17 protein-coding genes are annotated in these 16,064 nt (G+C 66.6%); 10 read left to right on the top strand and 7 right to left on the bottom strand.

Going from position 1 to position 16,064, the window contains the following annotated elements:
• The first annotated feature begins 107 nt into the window (after positions 1–107).
• Entirely contained in the window at positions 108–539 is a 432-nt protein-coding gene (gene irrA / locus DFR31_RS06880) for an iron response transcriptional regulator IrrA (protein WP_121441859.1), read from the top strand.
• 167 nt (positions 540–706) lie between these two features.
• Positions 707–1,534 carry a LabA-like NYN domain-containing protein gene (locus DFR31_RS06875; RefSeq protein ID WP_121441858.1) on the top strand — a complete coding sequence of 276 codons (828 nt, stop codon included), beginning with the start codon at positions 707–709 and terminating at the stop codon, positions 1,532–1,534.
• Between the two features lie 6 nt (positions 1,535–1,540).
• On the opposite strand, the gene DFR31_RS06870 is transcribed toward DFR31_RS06875, so the two are convergent.
• The 3 genes from DFR31_RS06870 to DFR31_RS06860 are packed head-to-tail and all read right to left on the bottom strand — an operon-like array spanning position 1,541 to position 4,597.
• Positions 1,541–2,494 (bottom strand): ArsA family ATPase, encoded by a 954-nt coding sequence (locus DFR31_RS06870; protein WP_121441857.1) that lies wholly within the window; start codon positions 2,492–2,494, stop codon positions 1,541–1,543.
• 10 nt (positions 2,495–2,504) lie between these two features.
• Positions 2,505–2,780, bottom strand: a complete 276-nt coding sequence (locus DFR31_RS06865; RefSeq protein WP_121441856.1) for a cory-CC-star protein — start codon at positions 2,778–2,780, stop codon at positions 2,505–2,507.
• A 56-nt stretch (positions 2,781–2,836) separates the two neighbouring features.
• Positions 2,837–4,597 carry a carbon starvation CstA family protein gene (locus DFR31_RS06860; protein ID WP_121441855.1) on the bottom strand — a complete coding sequence of 587 codons (1,761 nt, stop codon included), beginning with the start codon at positions 4,595–4,597 and terminating at the stop codon, positions 2,837–2,839.
• 249 nt (positions 4,598–4,846) lie between these two features.
• Here DFR31_RS06860 and DFR31_RS06855 point away from each other — a divergent pair, with 249 nt between their 5' ends.
• Positions 4,847–5,287 carry a universal stress protein gene (locus DFR31_RS06855; RefSeq protein ID WP_121441854.1) on the top strand — a complete coding sequence of 147 codons (441 nt, stop codon included), beginning with the start codon at positions 4,847–4,849 and terminating at the stop codon, positions 5,285–5,287.
• Positions 5,288–5,367: 80 nt separating this feature from the next.
• Here the strand turns inward: DFR31_RS06855 and DFR31_RS06850 are convergent, their stop codons facing one another.
• Both DFR31_RS06850 and DFR31_RS06845 read right to left on the bottom strand, forming a co-directional pair.
• Positions 5,368–6,306, bottom strand: a complete 939-nt coding sequence (locus tag DFR31_RS06850) for a Gfo/Idh/MocA family protein (RefSeq protein WP_121441853.1) — start codon at positions 6,304–6,306, stop codon at positions 5,368–5,370.
• A 78-nt stretch (positions 6,307–6,384) separates the two neighbouring features.
• On the bottom strand, positions 6,385–7,641 hold the full coding sequence (locus tag DFR31_RS06845) for an SAM-dependent methyltransferase (RefSeq protein WP_121441852.1): 1,257 nt from the start codon (positions 7,639–7,641) through the stop codon (positions 6,385–6,387).
• 95 nt (positions 7,642–7,736) lie between these two features.
• On the opposite strand from DFR31_RS06845, the gene trxA reads away from it, so the two are divergent.
• Both trxA and fnr read left to right on the top strand, forming a co-directional pair.
• Positions 7,737–8,600 (top strand): thioredoxin, encoded by an 864-nt coding sequence (trxA, locus tag DFR31_RS06840; RefSeq protein ID WP_121442192.1) that lies wholly within the window; start codon positions 7,737–7,739, stop codon positions 8,598–8,600.
• Positions 8,601–8,715: 115 nt separating this feature from the next.
• Positions 8,716–9,504: a fumarate/nitrate reduction transcriptional regulator Fnr gene (gene fnr, locus DFR31_RS06835; protein ID WP_121441851.1), complete on the top strand. Its 789-nt coding sequence runs from the start codon at positions 8,716–8,718 to the stop codon at positions 9,502–9,504.
• A gap of 69 nt (positions 9,505–9,573) precedes the next feature.
• Here the strand turns inward: fnr and DFR31_RS06830 are convergent, their stop codons facing one another.
• Complete coding sequence (locus tag DFR31_RS06830) at positions 9,574–10,026, bottom strand: Hsp20/alpha crystallin family protein (protein ID WP_121441850.1); 453 nt, start codon at positions 10,024–10,026, stop codon at positions 9,574–9,576.
• 148 nt (positions 10,027–10,174) lie between these two features.
• Between DFR31_RS06830 and DFR31_RS06825 the strand changes: the two genes are divergently transcribed.
• The 5 genes from DFR31_RS06825 (at position 10,175) to DFR31_RS06805 (ending at position 14,962) form a co-directional block, all read left to right on the top strand.
• Complete coding sequence (locus tag DFR31_RS06825; RefSeq protein WP_121441849.1) at positions 10,175–11,011, top strand: hypothetical protein; 837 nt, start codon at positions 10,175–10,177, stop codon at positions 11,009–11,011.
• Positions 11,012–11,014: 3 nt separating this feature from the next.
• Positions 11,015–11,881, top strand: a complete 867-nt coding sequence (locus DFR31_RS06820) for an ion transporter (RefSeq protein WP_121441848.1) — start codon at positions 11,015–11,017, stop codon at positions 11,879–11,881.
• A 98-nt stretch (positions 11,882–11,979) separates the two neighbouring features.
• The gene (locus DFR31_RS06815; protein WP_121441847.1) at positions 11,980–12,180 is read left to right on the top strand and encodes a heavy-metal-associated domain-containing protein; all 201 of its coding nucleotides are present in this window, start codon (positions 11,980–11,982) and stop codon (positions 12,178–12,180) included.
• A complete protein-coding gene (locus tag DFR31_RS06810; RefSeq protein WP_121441846.1) occupies positions 12,180–12,470 on the top strand; it encodes a metal-sensitive transcriptional regulator in 291 nt (96 codons plus the stop codon). Before DFR31_RS06815 ends, DFR31_RS06810 begins: the two co-directional genes overlap by 1 nt.
• 23 nt (positions 12,471–12,493) lie before the next feature.
• Complete coding sequence (locus DFR31_RS06805) at positions 12,494–14,962, top strand: heavy metal translocating P-type ATPase (RefSeq protein WP_121441845.1); 2,469 nt, start codon at positions 12,494–12,496, stop codon at positions 14,960–14,962.
• 18 nt (positions 14,963–14,980) lie between these two features.
• Here DFR31_RS06805 and DFR31_RS06800 read toward each other — a convergent pair whose 3' ends face one another.
• On the bottom strand, positions 14,981–15,715 hold the full coding sequence (locus tag DFR31_RS06800; protein ID WP_245971096.1) for a DUF1365 domain-containing protein: 735 nt from the start codon (positions 15,713–15,715) through the stop codon (positions 14,981–14,983).
• Positions 15,716–16,064 lie beyond the last annotated feature (349 nt).

Genomic DNA, 16,064 nt, shown 5'->3' with positions numbered 1-16,064 from the left:
TGGCGGAATTGGCCGGGAGTCAAAATGGAACGCTTGCTGCAAGGGGTTGTTGGCTTTAGACTTCATTAAAGTCAAGAACCCGCGCCTTCCGGCTGCGAGAGGTTTCCATGAGCGAACTTAACGAACACCAGCACCACGACATCGTCGGGCGGTTGCGCGACGCCGGCCTGCGGCCGACGCGCCAGCGCGTGGCCCTGGCGGACCTGCTGTTCTCGCAGGGCGATCGCCACGTCACCGCCGAGTCGCTGTACGACGAGGCCCTTGGGCAGGGTGTCCGGGTGTCACTGGCTACCATCTACAACACCCTGAACCAGTTCACCACCTCCGGCCTGTTGCGTGAGGTGGTGGTGGATTCGGGCAAGTCCTACTTCGACACCAACACCGGGGCGCACCAGCACGTGTTCAACGAGGACACCGGTGACATCGAAGACGTCCAGCTCAGCCTGGATGCCGACGAGCTGGCCAGCCGCATCAGCGTTCCGGCCGGGCACGAGATCACCGGTGTAGACGTGGTGGTCCGGCTGCGCCGTAGCAGCTGACCGGCTTGCGGTGTGCCCTTGCGGCACACCGCGGCCGCCCTTCCCCGCCGGCCCGCCTCTCGGACCGGCTGCCTGCCAGTCACCCGCACCTGCCCCGCCCTGCTTGCGCAGACGTTTTTCTGTGCCTGCCACTCGTATACGATGAGCTTTTCCGCAGGGGGCCGGTTATGTCCAGTAGCAGCAGCGGCGGCGTGGGCATCTACGTGGATGCCGCCAATATCCAGATGAACGGTGGTTTCGGGATGCAGTACGACGTGCTGCGCGAGTTCGCCTGCCGCACCGGGGCCGAGCCCATACGGCTGAACGCCTACGTCACCTACGACGAGCACCGGGCGGAGCGCGACCGCGGCTACCATCAGCGGGTCAATAATTTCTTCCAGTCCATCCGCGAGTTCGGTTACAAGGTCATCGTCAAGAAGTACCGCTGGTACCGCGACGAGGAGGGGAACGCCTACGCCAAGGCCAATGCCGACCTGGACATGGCGGTGGATGCGCTGCTGCAGTCACAGAACCTCACCCGGGTGGTGATGGTCACCGGCGACGGGGACTTCGTGCAGGTGGTTCGGGCACTGCAGAACCAGGGCTGCCGGGTGGAGGTGCTGGCCTTCGACAATATCTCCTCGGAACTGCGTCGCGAGGCGGATGTGTTCGTCTCCGGCTACCTGGTACCGGGGTTGCTGCCGCCGCGGAACCCGGAGGGCCGGGGGGTCTGGGGGGAGATGGGCTCCCGGGTGCGGGGCATCTGCTACTACCACAGTCCGGAGGGTTACGGTTTTCTGCGTTTCATGCGGCGGATTGCCGATCACCTCTGGGTGACCGATACCCGGCACCCCAACTCGCCCTACGCATCGGCCTACTTCCGGGATGGCGATCTGCCCGGGGGGGTGAGGCCGGCCGATCTGCCCAGCCACAATATTATCCTGGAGTTCGACGTGAACCCCTCCGCCGTAAAGGAGGGCGCTTTGCAGGCCAGCCAGATTCAGCGGGTGCGCTGAGCCCTGTCACCGTTTCGACAATTCCGCCTCTATCGCCGCTGCCACCTGGTCCAGGGCCTCGCGGCTGTCCACGTCGCCGGGCAGCAGGGGCAGGCGGACCTGGTGCAGGTCGTGGAAGTATTCGTCGATCCGGTCCAGCCAGCGCTCCTCCCGGGCCAGCCGTTCGCGGAAGAAGGCGTCGGTCACGTCCGCGGGTAGCAGCTTGTTCACCACCAGGTGGCGGACGTGGATGTCCCAGGCGGCCAGCTCGCGGATGGCGTTGCGGGTCTCGGTGATGGGCAGGTACTCGGGTACCAGCACGAAGACAAAGGCGGTGGCGCTGTCGTCGAGCAGGATATCGCGCATGGCCGCCGCCCGTTGCCGCCGTCGGCTGAGGACGTCGTAGAGCGGGTCGTCCGGCACCTCGCCATCACCCAGCCAGTGGGAGTAGTCCTTGTTGCGCTTGCGCCGGCGCTTGAGCAGGCCATCCACCCAGGTTCCCATCAGTTCCGGCAGGGTCAGCAGGCGCACCGTATGGCCGGTGGGCGCGGTATCAAAGACCAGCAGGTCGTAGTCCTGGGACTCCTCCAGGATCAGGCTCACCATGCGGTCAAACAGCGCCGCCTCGGTGGCCCCGGGGGAGTGGGCCGCCAGGTCGATCTGGCGCATGGCCTCCTCCATCATGGTGGAGCTGACCGTGCGGCGGATGTTCTCCTTGACCCCGTCCAGGTAGCGGTGGGTCTCACGGTGCGCGTCCACCTCCAGCGCATCCAGGTTGGCGGCCACCCGGGTAATGCCCTCCCCACCGATCGGTGCGTGGAAGATATCGCCCAGGTTGTGCGCCGGGTCTGTGGAGACCAGCAGGACCCGCTTGCCCTGCCGGGCCGCACAGAGGGCGAAGGCGGAGGCCGAGGTGGACTTGCCCACGCCGCCCTTGCCGGCGAAGAACACCACCTTCCTTTCCAGCAGCGCATGATCCATTGTCAGCTCCTTAACAACAGCGGATGTGGTCCAGCGGGGAGCGCTCCAGGCCCATGCGCTGATGCCATTCGTGGAATTCCTCGATGATCAACGGGTAGAGCTCCAGGGTGTGGTAGGAGACCGGGTTTGGCACCCCGAGCATCTCGGAGAAGCACATGAAAAGGAACAGGTCGTCCTCGTCCCGCAGTTCCCGGATCACCTCGGCCTCATGGCCCAGGCGCAGCATCCGGTCGTAGCGGTAGAGCCAGCGTGCGATGGGGTTGCGGGGTTCGTCGGGGTCACTCATTGCGACCTCCTGGGAAGGCAGGGGGCGGGGGCCTCCACGGCCCCCGCCCGACGGGCTTACTCGGCCTCGCGGGCCTCACGCTCGGCGAGGCGCTTGAGCTCCTCCGGGTTGCGGAACAAGCGCACCGCCTCCAGCAGGATCCACAGGGCAAAGCCCAGGATGATGGCGCCGAGGATGAACAGCAGCCACTGGGTGTCCGCCTCGCCCAGGCCCGACCAGTTGAATACCACCTGCTGGATCATGGCCCAGACGGTCATGGTCAGCAGGAAGACCATCGGTATCAGCGTAGGCAGCGGGCTGCGGCCCTGCCGGTACAGCCACAGGGAGACCAGCATCAGGGTGATGCCCGCCAGCAGCTGGTTGGAGGTGCCGAACAGCGGCCAGAGCAGGAAGCCACCGGAGCCGACGCCCTGGCCCCCGTCCGGCAGCAGCACCAGCAGGCCGGTCAGGAAGACGGCGATGGAGGTGGCCACGTAGCGCTGCGACAGCTTTGGCGCACCGTACTCGACCCCCAGCTCGCCGATGATGTAGCGCAGCAGGCGCACGGCGGAGTCGAGGGTGGTGGCGGCGAAGCTGACGATGATGATCGCCACGATCGTCTGGCCTACCTGCTCGGGGATGCCCAGCCCGGAGATCAACTGCCCGGCGCCGCCGACGAAGTTGCCGACCCCGCCCGCACCGGCGGCGGCGAAGCTGGAGTAGGCGTCGTGGAAGTCGCCGGCGCTGGCGAAGAAGGTGGCCACCGCCAGGATGGTCACCAGGGCGAGGGTGCCCTCACCCACCGCACCCAGGTAGCCGATGGTCCGGGCATCGGTCTCCTTGTCGAGCTGCTTGGACGAGGTGCCCGAGGCCACCAGCCCGTGGAACCCGGAGATGGCCCCGCAGGCGATGGTGATGAACAGCAGCGGGAACCAGGAGGTGTCCGCCTGGGCGTTGAAGGCGGGCGCGGTCACCGAGGGCATGGTGACCAGCAGGCCGCCGTAAAGCAGCAGCAGGCCGACTACGAGCTGCTGGGCGTTGATGTAGTCACGCGGTTGCAGCAGCTTCCAGACCGGCAGGGTGCTGGCGACGAACACGTAGGCCAGCAGGATCATGATCCAGATCAGGAAGGCCGAGCCGGTGGCATCCAGCCCGAACAGCACGCCACTGGCCTCCTCGCCACCCATCCAGCGCACCAGGTCGATCTGCAGCGCTGGAATGTAGGAGGCCGCCACTGCCGCGCCGTACATGACGGCCAGCGCCACCAGCGACGGGATCAGCATGTTCCCCTTCTTGCGCAGCACGGTATAACCGATCCAGATGGCCAGCGGGATCTGGATGAAGACCGACAGCACGGCCGAGGGGTTGCTGATGAACAGGTTGGCGATGACCCAGGCAAAGACCGCGTTCACCATCAGGACCAGTATGAGGATGATGAACAGGAACAGCAGCTTGGCCCGCCGCCCCACCAGGCGGTTGGCCAGGGTGCCGATGGACTGCCCCTTGTGGCGGGCAGACAGCACCAGGGCGCCGAAGTCGTGGACACCCGCCGCGAAGACCGTGCCCAGGACCACCCAGAGCATGGCCGGGAGCCAGCCCCAGTACATGGCGATGGCCGGGCCAACGATGGGCGCGGCACCGGCCACGGAGGTGAAGTGGTGGCCCCAGAGCACCCACTTGTTAGTGGGCACGAAGTCCACGCCGTCGTTATAGCGGTTGGCGGGGGTGATGAAGTTGGGGTCCAGCCGGTAGATGCGTTCGGCGAGGAACTTGGAGTAGTAGCGCCAGCCGACGATGTAGATCAGGCCGGCGATGAAGGCGAGCCATACTGCATTCATAGTTATTGTCTCCCAGCAGGGGGCGTGCCCGGTTCTGGACTATGGTTGTAGTGGTGTTGTCGCAAGGGCGGCTTCTTTCTGGTTTATGCCGCGAATGCTGCAATATGGAAACTGCGGTTTGCGGTTTTACCTTATATGGTCTAACCAGTTCATGTAAATTGTAGGTGAGCCGCTCAACGATTGTACATGCATGTTGCATGATGGAAGCGGCGATAACGCGAAATCAAGTCTACGAGGAGGGCGATAACTATGGGCTCGATTGTTGTCGGGGTGGATGGCTCCGAGGGTTCCCGCCGTGCCCTGTTGGTCGCGCTGGAGGAGGCCAAGCTGCGCAAGTTGGCGCTGCGGGCCATCTACGTGCTGGACCGGCGTTACCTGGACCCGGAGTGGGGGGCGCTGATCTCGCCGCCCATCAAGGAGCTGGAGAAGGAGGCCAAGGCCATCGTGGAGAAGCTGGTGGCCTCGGTGGCCGACGAGGCCAAGGGCGTGGACGTGCAGCAAGAGGTGGTGCTGGCGGAGAAACACGGCACCGCGCGGACGCTGCTTGATCACGGTTCCGATGCCACCATGCTGGTGGTGGGCAGCCGCGGCCACGGTGGGTTCTCCGGCCTGCTGCTGGGTTCGGTGAGTCACCAGGTGCTGCAGTTCGCCAACTGCCCGGTGCTGGTGGTGCCCCAGGGTGGGCACTGAACGGGCCGCGCACTGACGTGAGGTTACATCAAGCGTCGGCCTGCCCCATTGGGGGAGGCCGACGCGGCCCGAAATGACGCTCAGGCGCTGAGCTGTTCGCTGATCTGGATGGCCGTCGCCAGGGCGCGGCGCCCCGCCTGCCCATCCACCAAAGGCCTGCGCCCCTCCCTGATGCAGGCGACGAAGTCCCGGATCTCCGCCATCAGGGCATCGCCGTCCTCGAATACCGACTCTTCGCTGACGATCTCCGGGATGCCGGGGAACATCTCGCGCTCCCCCGGCTGGTGGCGGGTCAGGACCCGGTTCTGGAAGTCCACCGACACGTAGCCGTTCGGCAGGAACAGGCGCATCTTCCGTTCCATCTTCATGCTCACCCGGCTGGCAGTCACATTGGCCACGCAACCGCCGGGGAACTGCAAGCGGGCGTTGGCGATGTCGGTATCCCCGGTCAGCACCGGCACCCCCTTGGCATCGATTCGTTCCGGTGTCTCGTCCACCAGCGACAGGATGATGTCGATGTCGTGGATCATCAGGTCCAGTACCACGCTGACATCGGTGGCCCGGGGCTTGAAGGGGGCCAGGCGGTGGCATTCGATGAAGCGCGGGGGCTGGTTCTGCAGGTCCAGGTCCATGAGCGCGGCGTTGAAGCGCTCCAGGTGGCCCACCTGGAGCCGCGCCCCGTGGCGGGCCGCCAGTTCGATCAGTTCATCTGCCTCTGCGAGGGTGGTGGTGATGGGCTTTTCCACCAGCACATGCACGCCGGCCGAGAGAAAATCCCGGGCGATGCGGTAGTGCAACGAAGTGGGGGCCGCGATGCTGACCGCATCCACCTCTCCGATGATGGCGAGGTGGTCGTCGTACAGCGGCACGTTGTGCTTGTCGGCGACCGCTCGCCCGGCCTCCTGGTCCACGTCCACCACCCCCACCAGTTCGCAGTCCGGCAGGGCGGCGTACTTGTCCGCATGCCAGCGACCGAGGTGGCCGGTCCCCACTACCGCGCAGCGAAGCTTGCCCGTCATTAACACTCCTTGCTTATCCGTGTGTTCTATGCCGAAACAGTATAACGGGGCCGCTGCCCTGTAATAGGGTCCAGGCCGTCACCCTGTGCGCCGGACCTCCTGTAACCCTGTGCGCTGCTCGCCATCCAGGGCCGCCAAGTGCGCCTCGTTCTGCTGGATGTAGTTGCGGGTGAGGGGCACGGCGTGGCGGTCGCGGGCTAGCTGGATCTGGAACACCATGTGGTCCAGGTGGAGGAACGCCGCCTCGCTGGCGAGCAGGTAGTACTCCCACATGCGGCAGAAACGCTCGTCGTAAAGTTCGCGGATCCGGTCGCGGTTGGCCAGGAACCGCTCGTGCCAGGCGCGCAGGGTGTGGGCGTAGTGCAGGCGGAGGATCTCCACGTCGGTTACCCAGAGCTGCGCCTTCTCCACGGCGCGCAAGACCTCCGAGAGTGCCGGGCAGTAGCCGCCCGGGAAGATGTACCGGGCGATCCACGGGTTGGTGCGGGCCGGCGGGCTCATCCGGCCGATCGCGTGCAGCACGGCCACGCCGTCCGGTTTGAGCAGGCGGCGCAGGTGACCGAAAAAAGGGCGGTAGTGGGTGACACCCACGTGCTCGAACATGCCGACGGAGATGATGCGGTCATAGGGGCCGGTTTCTTCCCGGTAATCCTGGAGCCGGAACCGGACCCGGTCGTCCAGGCCGGCTTGCGCAGCGCGCCGGGTAGCCACCTCCAGTTGCTCCGTGGAGAGCGTGACCCCGGTAACATCCACCGGGGCGTAACGGGCCAGGGACAGGCCCATGCCGCCCCAGCCGCTGCCGATGTCCAGGACCCTCTGGTCCGGTGCCAGGCAGAGCTTGGCGGCCAGGTGGCGCTTTTTCTTCGCCTGGGCCTCCTCCAGGCTCTCCGCCCCGGTCTCGAAGTAGGCGCAGGAGTACTGGCGGTCGCTGTCGAGGAAGAGGTCGAACAACTCGCCGGACAGGTCGTAGTGGTGCGCGACGTTGCGCCGCGCCCGGTACAGCGGGTTGAACTGCGCCAGGTAGCGGAAGGGGCGCAGGAGGCGGCGTTGTAACCGGTGCCAGCCGGTCTGTTCCAGCTCCCGCAACGCCCCGCAGGCGATGGTAAGCAGCTCGCGCAGACTGCCCTGTTCCAGTTTCAGGCGCTGGTCCATCCAGGCCTCGCCCAGCTCCAGATCGGGGCGCAGCCCCAGGCGCCGGACCGTGGCCCAGTCCTTGAGCCTCACCACGACGTGCGGGGTGTTGCCCGGGCCGAATCCCAGTCGCTTGTTATCGGGGAGGATGACCTCCAGCCGTCCCTCCGTCACAATGCGCGATAATAAGCGTTCCAAGAGCATGACGACGCCCCTTTTGACCGTCCGTCAACCAGGGTGTTTGCTCTCAGGATAGATTCATTTCGTCGACCATGCCGACGCACAGTATGGGAGTGCCTGTGACTACCTCACCACATATTATCGATATCACCATGGACAACTTCCAGTCAGAGGTGCTGGAAGGCTCCATGCAGCAACCGGTCCTGGTGGATTTCTGGGCCGAGTGGTGCCAGCCCTGCAAGACCCTCATGCCCCTGCTGGAGAAGCTGGCCGAGGAATACCGCGGCGCCTTCCGCCTGGCACGAGTCAATTGCGACGAGCAGCAGGCGATTGCTGCCCAGGTGGGTGTGCGCAGCCTGCCCACCGTCATCCTGGTCTCCCAGGGGCAGGTGCTGGACCAGTTCACCGGTGCGCTCCCGGAGGGTGAGCTGCGCCGTTTCCTGGATCAGCATGTGCAGGCCCCGCAAGCCGATCCGCTGGAGCAGGCGCGGGAGCTTGTGGCCGCCGGAGACCTGCAGGGCGCGATCCCGCTCCTGGAGCAGGCCCGCTCGGACCGGCCGGACGATCAGGAGGTGGCCCTTGATCTGGCCCATGCGCTGATGCAGACCGGCGAGCCGGAGAAGGCCGAGGCCATAGTCGCCGAGCTGCCGGATGATGCCCGTCACGACCCGCGGTGCAAGGGGATCAAGGCGCACCGGGCTTTTTCCGAGCAGCTGGCGGACCTGCCTGGCCGCGATGCCCTGGCCGCACGGCTGGAGCAGGACCCGGCCGATACCGAAGCGCGCCACGGGCTCGCCCTTTACCAGGTGCTGGCCGGGGAGAATGAGCCGGCCCTGGAGCACTTGCTCTGGATTGTGCGCCACGACCGCCAGTGGGGCGATGATCGCGGGCGGGATACCCTGCTGCGGGTGTTTGATCTGCTGGGTGCCGAGGACCCGTTGGTCCGGCAGTACCGCAGCCGGTTGTTCCAGAGCCTCTATTGAGGGCGCCGCCCCTCACACCGGCGACGGTTCGCTTTGTACGGGCAGCGGCATTGGCGGTATTCTGTTGCCTGGTTTTCATGCCGGCCGCAAGGCCGCCCTCCGGCGGGGTATCCGTATGGCGCACTGGCAGGGAGAAAGGGTAGTGCAATTGGCAGGCTCCAAGGGCGCCTGTAGCGATTGCTCCCTGTTCAGCCTCTGTCTTCCCAAGGGGTTGGATGACGAGCACGTTCGGCGTCTGGACGAGATCCTGCAGCGTCAGCGCCCGTTGCGTCGGGGCGATGTGCTCTTCCGGGAGGGGGATGGCTTCCGTGCGGTGTATGCCGTGCGGGCCGGTGCACTGAAGACTTATACCATCTCCCGCGATGGCGAGGAGCAGGTCACCGGTTTTCACATGCCGGGGGAGATGATCGGGCTGGATGCGGTCAGCCTGGGTGAGCATCCCTGCGAGGCGCGGGCGCTGGAGACCTCCAGCATCTGCGAGATCCCCTTCCCGGAGCTGGAGGAACTGGCCCGGGCCATTCCCGACCTCCAGCGCCAGCTCCTTCGTCTGATGAGCAAGGAGATCTTCCAGGACCACGAGATGCTCCACGCCCTGGCCCGGCGGAACGCCGAGGAGCGCCTGGCCATCCTGTTGCTGAATTTCTCCGAGCGGTTCGCCCGCCGGGGGCTGTCGGCGACGCGCTTCCGTCTGCCCATGTCGCGCAGTGACCTCAGTAACTACCTTGGGCTGGCGCCGGAAACCATGAGCCGGCTGTTCCGGCGTTTCCAGGAGCAGGGGTGGCTGCACAGCCGGGGCAAGGAAATCACCCTCAAGGAGCCGGCAAGCCTGGAGCGGCTGGCCGGGCACTGCCAGGAGCGCCCCTGCGGCCGGCCCACCCTGTCCGGGCCTTCATCGGCGGATTGACCCCGGGCAGTCCCGGCGTTTCGGGAAGGAGTGGGGCCGGCGGGGGCGTGCCCGCGGCCCCGGCCCGCGTTATTCCGCTTTCACCTCGATACGCTGAGCAGGCGGTGCGACCTTCTTGGGGACCGTCACCTCCAGTACGCCGTTGCGGGAGCGCGCCTCGATGTTTTCAGCATCCACCGACTCCGGGAGCGAGAACCGGCGGTAGAAGGTGCCGCGGGCCCGTTCCACGCGCTTCCAGCCCTGCTCGCTCTCGGTGCTCTCCGACTCGCGCGAGCCCTTAATGGCGAGCACGCCCTGATCCATGCTGATCTCGATGTCCTCCGGTGCCACCCCCGGCAGATCCGCATGGATGTGGTAGGCCTTCTCGTCCTCCGAGATGTCTACGGCCGGCAGCCACTGCCCGGCGGTCTCTGCGCTCTCGGCCTCATCGGCCGCCAGCGGGCCGCGCTGGCCGAACATGCGGTCCAGATCGCCTTGGATCTGACGCAGGGTGTTCCACGGGTCGTACCGTACGATCGCCATGACAATCACCTCCCATGAATGATTGCTGACCGGTTGTTTGATGTCCTCACTCTGTTAGATAGGGCGCGCGCCGGATTTTTCAAGAGGCGGAATCGGCCTCGTGGTATGGTTTCGCCCTCTGAATCGTGATGATTGGGGTAGGCCCACTATGAAGCTGCGTTACTGGCATGGGTTGGTGGCACTGGCGGTGGTCGGTGCCGTGGCCGTGCTCGGCCTGCAGGCCTGGGCGGACCGTGAGGGGCGCTTGGCCCTGGAAGAGGCGCTGGAGGGGCTGCCGGCAGAGTGGAGCGCGGATTACGATCGGGTAGCCGTTAACTTGTGGAATCAGCGTCTGCATGTCTTTGACCTGACGGTGGCGCACGAGGGTGAGCAACCCCTGCGCGTGGATGAGCTGATCGTGGTGGACGTGGACCGGGAGCACAGCCCGCCCCACCACCTCAGGGTGCGTGCGGTCGGGCTGCACGCCGACCCGGCCGATGGCTGGCCGGTGCCGGCCGCGGACTGGTCCGATGACTCGGCGGAGTGGGTGTTCGCGTACCGCTATGACCCGGAGGCACAGGCCCTGCAAGTGGACGAGTTCCGCCTGAATATCCCGGGGCGAGGCTGGGCGGTAGGGCGCCTCCACCTGACCCGCTTCGACCTGGGCGAGACCCTGCGGACCCATGCGCTGGAGCTCCCGGAGTTCGAGGTGGCCGGCCTCAACCTGCGTTATCGCGACCAGGGGTTCTTCCGCGCGCTGGCGGATGAGAGCCAGGCGGAGGCACTGATTCCCATGGTGCAGGGTTGGGCGGGCCGTTTCGGTGAGCCCTTTTTCATGGAGACGGCCGAGGCCGTGACGGTTTTCCTGCGCGACCCGGTAGGGCTTGAGCTGCGGGCGCGCCCGACCGAGCCCGTGCCGCTCCTCGATCTCGTGGCAATGGCCATGGTCACGCCGGAGGCGATTCCGGCCCGGCTGGACGCACAGGTGCGGGTGGTGAGGGACTAGGCCATGAGTGAGCACCAGAAGGACATGATCGGTCACCTGGTGCAGCACCCGGAGGACGAGAGCCTGCGGGGGCGCCTGGCCTGGTTCATCGACCTGCCGGCGATTCAGTATTTCATCGTCGGGCTCATCCTGCTGAACGCGGTCACGTTGGGGCTGATGACCTCGCCCGCCTTGACCGAGGCGTTGCAACCCTGGCTGGGCTGGGTCAATACCATCATCGTCGCCGCCTTCGTGGTGGAAATCCTGCTACGGATGATCGCTGACGGCACCCGTTTTGTCCGAAGCGGTTGGAACCTTTTCGACTTCGCCGTGGTGGCCGTCTCGCTGGTGCCGGACTCCGGTGCCTTCTCGGTGCTGCGGGCCCTGCGCATCCTCAAGGTGCTACGCCTCTTCTCGATGGTCCCGCGGCTGCGCCGGATCGTTGAAGCGTTGCTCAAGGCCATTCCCGGCATCGCCTGGATCGCCCTGCTGTTGCTGGTGATCTTCTACGTGTTCGCGGTGATGGGGGTGAAGCTGTTCGCCCAGACCTTCCCCGAGTGGTTCGGTACCCTGGGGAGTAGCATGTACACCCTGTTCCAGATCATGACCCTGGAAAGCTGGTCCATGGGCATCGCCCGACCCGTGATTGAGGCCTACCCGTGGGCCTGGGTCTACTTTGTGGCGTTCATCCTCATCTCCTCGTTCACGGTGCTCAACCTGTTCATCGGTATCATCATCGAGAGTATGCAGTCCGCGCACTGGGAGGCAGAGGACGCCAAGCGGGTGGAACAGGAGCAGCGTGCCCACGACGAGCGCCTGGAGATGCTGCAACTGATGCGGGAGTTGAGCGCCAAGGTGGATCGGCTGGAACGGCGGTCCGGCAGGCACTGACTGCTCCACCGTGCCGTGGTTGACCCCGGGGGCGCCGTCGGGTCAGACTTTTATCCCCAGCCCCCCCCACCTGGGGTGAGAGAAGCAGGAGGTTATTGATGAAGCTGAAAATCGAGGGCATGAGCTGTGGGCATTGCGAGAAGGCCGTGCGCGACGCGCTGCAGGCGGTACCCGGGGTGACCGAGGTGGTGCGGGTGTCGGCCGATGACGGGCAGGCGCAGGTCAGCGGCGAGCCCGACCCGGCCGCCCTGGTTGCGGCGTTGGATGAGCAGGGCTTCGATGCCCGCGTGGAGGCCTGATGGCCGGTTGCTGCCACCGCCTGCGCCTGGATGACAGCGCCCGGGACGATGCCCGCCAGCGTCTGCGCTCGGTCCGGGGGCACGTGGACGGCATCCTGCGCATGCTCGACCAGGAAGACACCTATTGCGTGGATGTGCTCAAGCAGGTCAAGGCGGTGCAGGGGGCGCTGGACCGCGTCGGTGGTCTGGTACTCCGTGCCCACCTGCGCGACCACGTGACCACCGCCAATGAGCGGGGCGACGTGGAGGAGATGGTCGAGGAACTGATGGAAGTCCTGAAGTACCGTTGACCGCTGCCCCACCGGGAGGCCCCATGAGTGACAAAAGCCAATCCACCGAGCAGAGCTTCGATCTGGGGGTGCAGGGCATGACCTGCGCCTCCTGCGTCGCGCGAGTGGAGCGTGTACTTGGCCGTGTGCCCGGCGTGCGCTCGGTGAGCGTGAACCTGGCGACGGAGAAGGCGCGCGTTGAGGCCGAGCGCGACATGGCGCTCCAGCCCCTGTTGGACGCGGTAAACAAGGCCGGTTTCCAGCCGCAGACGCAGCAGCTCGATCTGGCGGTGGACGGCATGACCTGCGCCTCCTGCGTCAGCCGGGTGGAGAAAGTGCTGGGGCGTCGCCCCGGGGTGTTCTCCGCGACGGTCAACCTGGCCACCGGACGGGCCCGGGTGGAGGTGCTGCCCGGCGTTGCCGACCCGCAAGGCCTGGTGGATGCGGTGTCGAAGGCCGGTTTCGAGGGACGGCTGCTGAGCGACGGCGGTTCGGGTGAGACGGAGGGGCCCGCCGACCGCGAGCTGAAGCAGCTCCGCAGGGCCAAGCAGGTGGCCGTGGCGCTGACCGTTCCCCTCGTGTTGATCGCCATGGGGCCCATGATGGTGGCCCCCATGGCCGAGGTCATGCATCGGGTGTTGGCACCGGAGGCGTGGCTCTGGGTTGAGGCTGTCCTGGTCACGCCCGTGCTGTTCTGGGCCGGTTCGAGGTTCTACAAGCATGGCTGGCCTGCCCTCCGCCGGCTCAATCCCGATATGAACAGTCTGGTCATGCTGGGGGCAACATCGGCATGGCTCTATTCCATGCTGGTCCTGCTGGCCCCCGGCCTGTTCCCGGAGGCGGCCCGCGGGGTCTACTTCGAGGCGGTCGGGGTGATCGTCACCCTCATCCTCGTCGGGCGGTATTTCGAGCTGCGTGTACGGGGGCGGGCCTCCGATGCAATCCGCCAGTTGCTGGCGCTGCAGGTGCGCGAGGCGCGGGTCCAGCGGGGCGATGACTTGGTCAGCGTGCCGGTGGATGCGCTGCAGCCCGGCGACGTGATCGTGGTGCGTCCGGGCGAGCGGGTACCGGTGGACGGCGAGGTGACTGACGGCGGCAGCTACGTGGACGAGTCCATGGTCACCGGGGAGCCCGTCCCGGTGGAGAAGACCGTGGGCGAGCAGGTGGTGGGCGGCACGGTCAATGGCTCAGGCAGCTTCAGCTTCCGCGCCACCGGCATTGGCGAGGACAGCGTGCTGGGCCGTATCGTGCACCTGGTTGAGGAGGCCCAGGCCTCCAAACCCCCTATTCAGGCCCTGGTGGACCGGATCGCCGGGGTTGTCGTCTGGGCAGCCATCGCCATCGCATTGACCGCCGCCCTCTCGTGGGCGCTGCTCGGGCCCGGGCCGCACTATGCGTTGGTCACCGCGGCGAGTGTGCTGCTCATCGCCTGCCCCTGTGCCATGGGGCTGGCCACGCCGATGGCGATCATGGTGGGTGCGGGGCGGGGCGCCCGGCAGGGCATCCTGTTCCGTCGCGGTGCCGCTTTCCAGGCCATCTCCCGGGTCGACACGGTGGTGGTGGACAAGACCGGCACCCTGACCGAGGGTCGGCCAGAACTCACCGAGTTCGAGTTGCGTCCGCAATGGGACAAGGCCGAGCTGGCCCCTCTGGTCGCTGCCCTGGAGTCCCGCAGCGAGCACCCGGTGGCGGAGGCCATCGTCCGAGGGCTGGACAGCACTGGAGAGCTGCCGGTGAGCGATTTCGCCGCCCACGCCGGGCTTGGCGTGGAGGGGCAGGTCGGCGGTCACCGTCTCCAGGTGGGTGCGGACCGCTACATGACCCGCCTCGGGCTGGATCTCTCCCCGTTCGCGGAACGGGCCCGAAGCCTGGCAGGCCGAGGGCGCACGCCGTTATACGTGGCGGTGGACGGCCGCCTGGCGGCGCTGCTGGCGGTGGCCGATCCGATCAAGTCCGGTAGTCCCGAGGCGGTCCATGCGCTGCAGGCGCTCGGCATGCAGGTGATCATGATCACCGGCGATAACCAGCGCACGGCTCAGGCCGTGGCCCGGGAGGTGGGCATCGAGCAGGTGATCGCCGAGGTGATGCCGGAGGACAAGGCGCGTGAGGTGGCCGCCTTGCAGGGCGACGCCCACAGCGTGGTGTTCGTCGGCGATGGCATCAACGATGCCCCGGCCTTGGCCCAGGCGGACGTGGGTATGGCCATCGGTACCGGCACCGATATCGCCATCGAGGCCGGCGAGGTGGTGCTGATGTCCGGGGACCTGCGCGGGGTGGCCGCCGGCATCCGGCTGGCGCGCCGGACCTTCCGCACCATCCGCCAAAACCTGTTCTGGGCCTTCTTCTATAACATCACCCTGATGCCGGTGGCGGCCGGGCTGCTCTACCCGGCGTTCGGCCTGCTGCTGTCGCCCATGATGGCGGCCGCGGCCATGAGCCTGTCCAGCATCCTGGTGGTCAGCAACAGCCTGCGCCTGCGCCGGGCACGGCTCGGCGGGCCGCTGGAGGTCTGAGGGGCGGCGGCCCCCGGCTCAGTCGTCGGTGATGGTCTGCGCCGGCGGTTGCGGGCGCGCATGGTAGCGCCCGCCCCGCAGCCAGATCTTCAGCGCCTGCCAGTGGATGGCCGCCAGGGTGCCGGCGCTGCCGGGTAGCGGCCCGGCCATCGCCTTGACCAGATGGCGCCGCGTCAGTGGCTGCCGCGTGCCCGCCTGCACCGCCGTGAGCAAGGGGGCGTCCTGCAGGCTGTAATGGATGCCGATACCCAGGCGTTGCTCGTCCAGCCGGATGCGGAAGTCATACTGCCCGGCCACCGGGAAGAAGGGGGAGACGTGGAAGCACTTGGTCGTCCGGCTTCTTATAGTCTTCCCGAGTGGTGTTCCGTTCTCGTGTAGCAGGTAGCCGTGCCAGTCGCCGAAGGTATTGCGTACCTCGGCCAGTACGGCCAGCAGGCGACCGTCCCGGTGCCAGCCGAACCAGAGCGATAAGGGGTTGAAGCCGACGCCGAAGACCCGGGGCTGGGTGAGCAGCCAGGCCGGCCCGCCGGCCAGGTCCAGGTCGGCATCGGCGAGCACTTGGTCAAACCAGGGCCGGAGGGGGCTGCCATCCCGTGGGCCGTGATCCGCATCGTGCAGGGCCACCACCCCTTTTCGGTTGTGCTGGACCAGGCCCGAGCGGCGCCGCAATTCCGGAAGCCGGTCCAGGTCCGCGAGAATGGCCCAGTAGCGGTAGGCAAAGCGGTAGGCCGGTGGTCCCGCACGCCGGTGCATGACCTGTCCGGGGTAAAGCCATCCGGGCGCGGAGCCCAGCGTTGCAGGCAGTGTTATCATAAGAGGCATGATGCGCCGCCGGCGGCGTACTGCCAAGCCCGTCCGTCGGCTTCATCACCGCGCGAACCGCCCTTTTGTGGGCCCCTTGAAAAACTGTTTGACAGATTTTTCATTGGGTCTATAATGCCGCCTCTCGTCACGGCGAGGCCGCTTTCGGGCGGCGGCGAAGCGGAGGCTTCGGCGGCGGTGACGAGGGGTTTGACAAGGGGGTGCGAAGCTGTAGAATGCGCGCTCCTGACACGGCGACAGGGGGTTGCCGAGGCCTTTGAGGCCGGGCCCTACGGGGTGA

The organism is Alkalispirillum mobile (assembly GCF_003664325.1).
Taxonomy (GTDB): domain Bacteria; phylum Pseudomonadota; class Gammaproteobacteria; order Nitrococcales; family Halorhodospiraceae; genus Alkalilimnicola; species Alkalilimnicola mobilis.
Note: the sequence above shows the minus strand (reverse complement) of the source record. Positions and strands in the feature narration are given on the sequence as shown.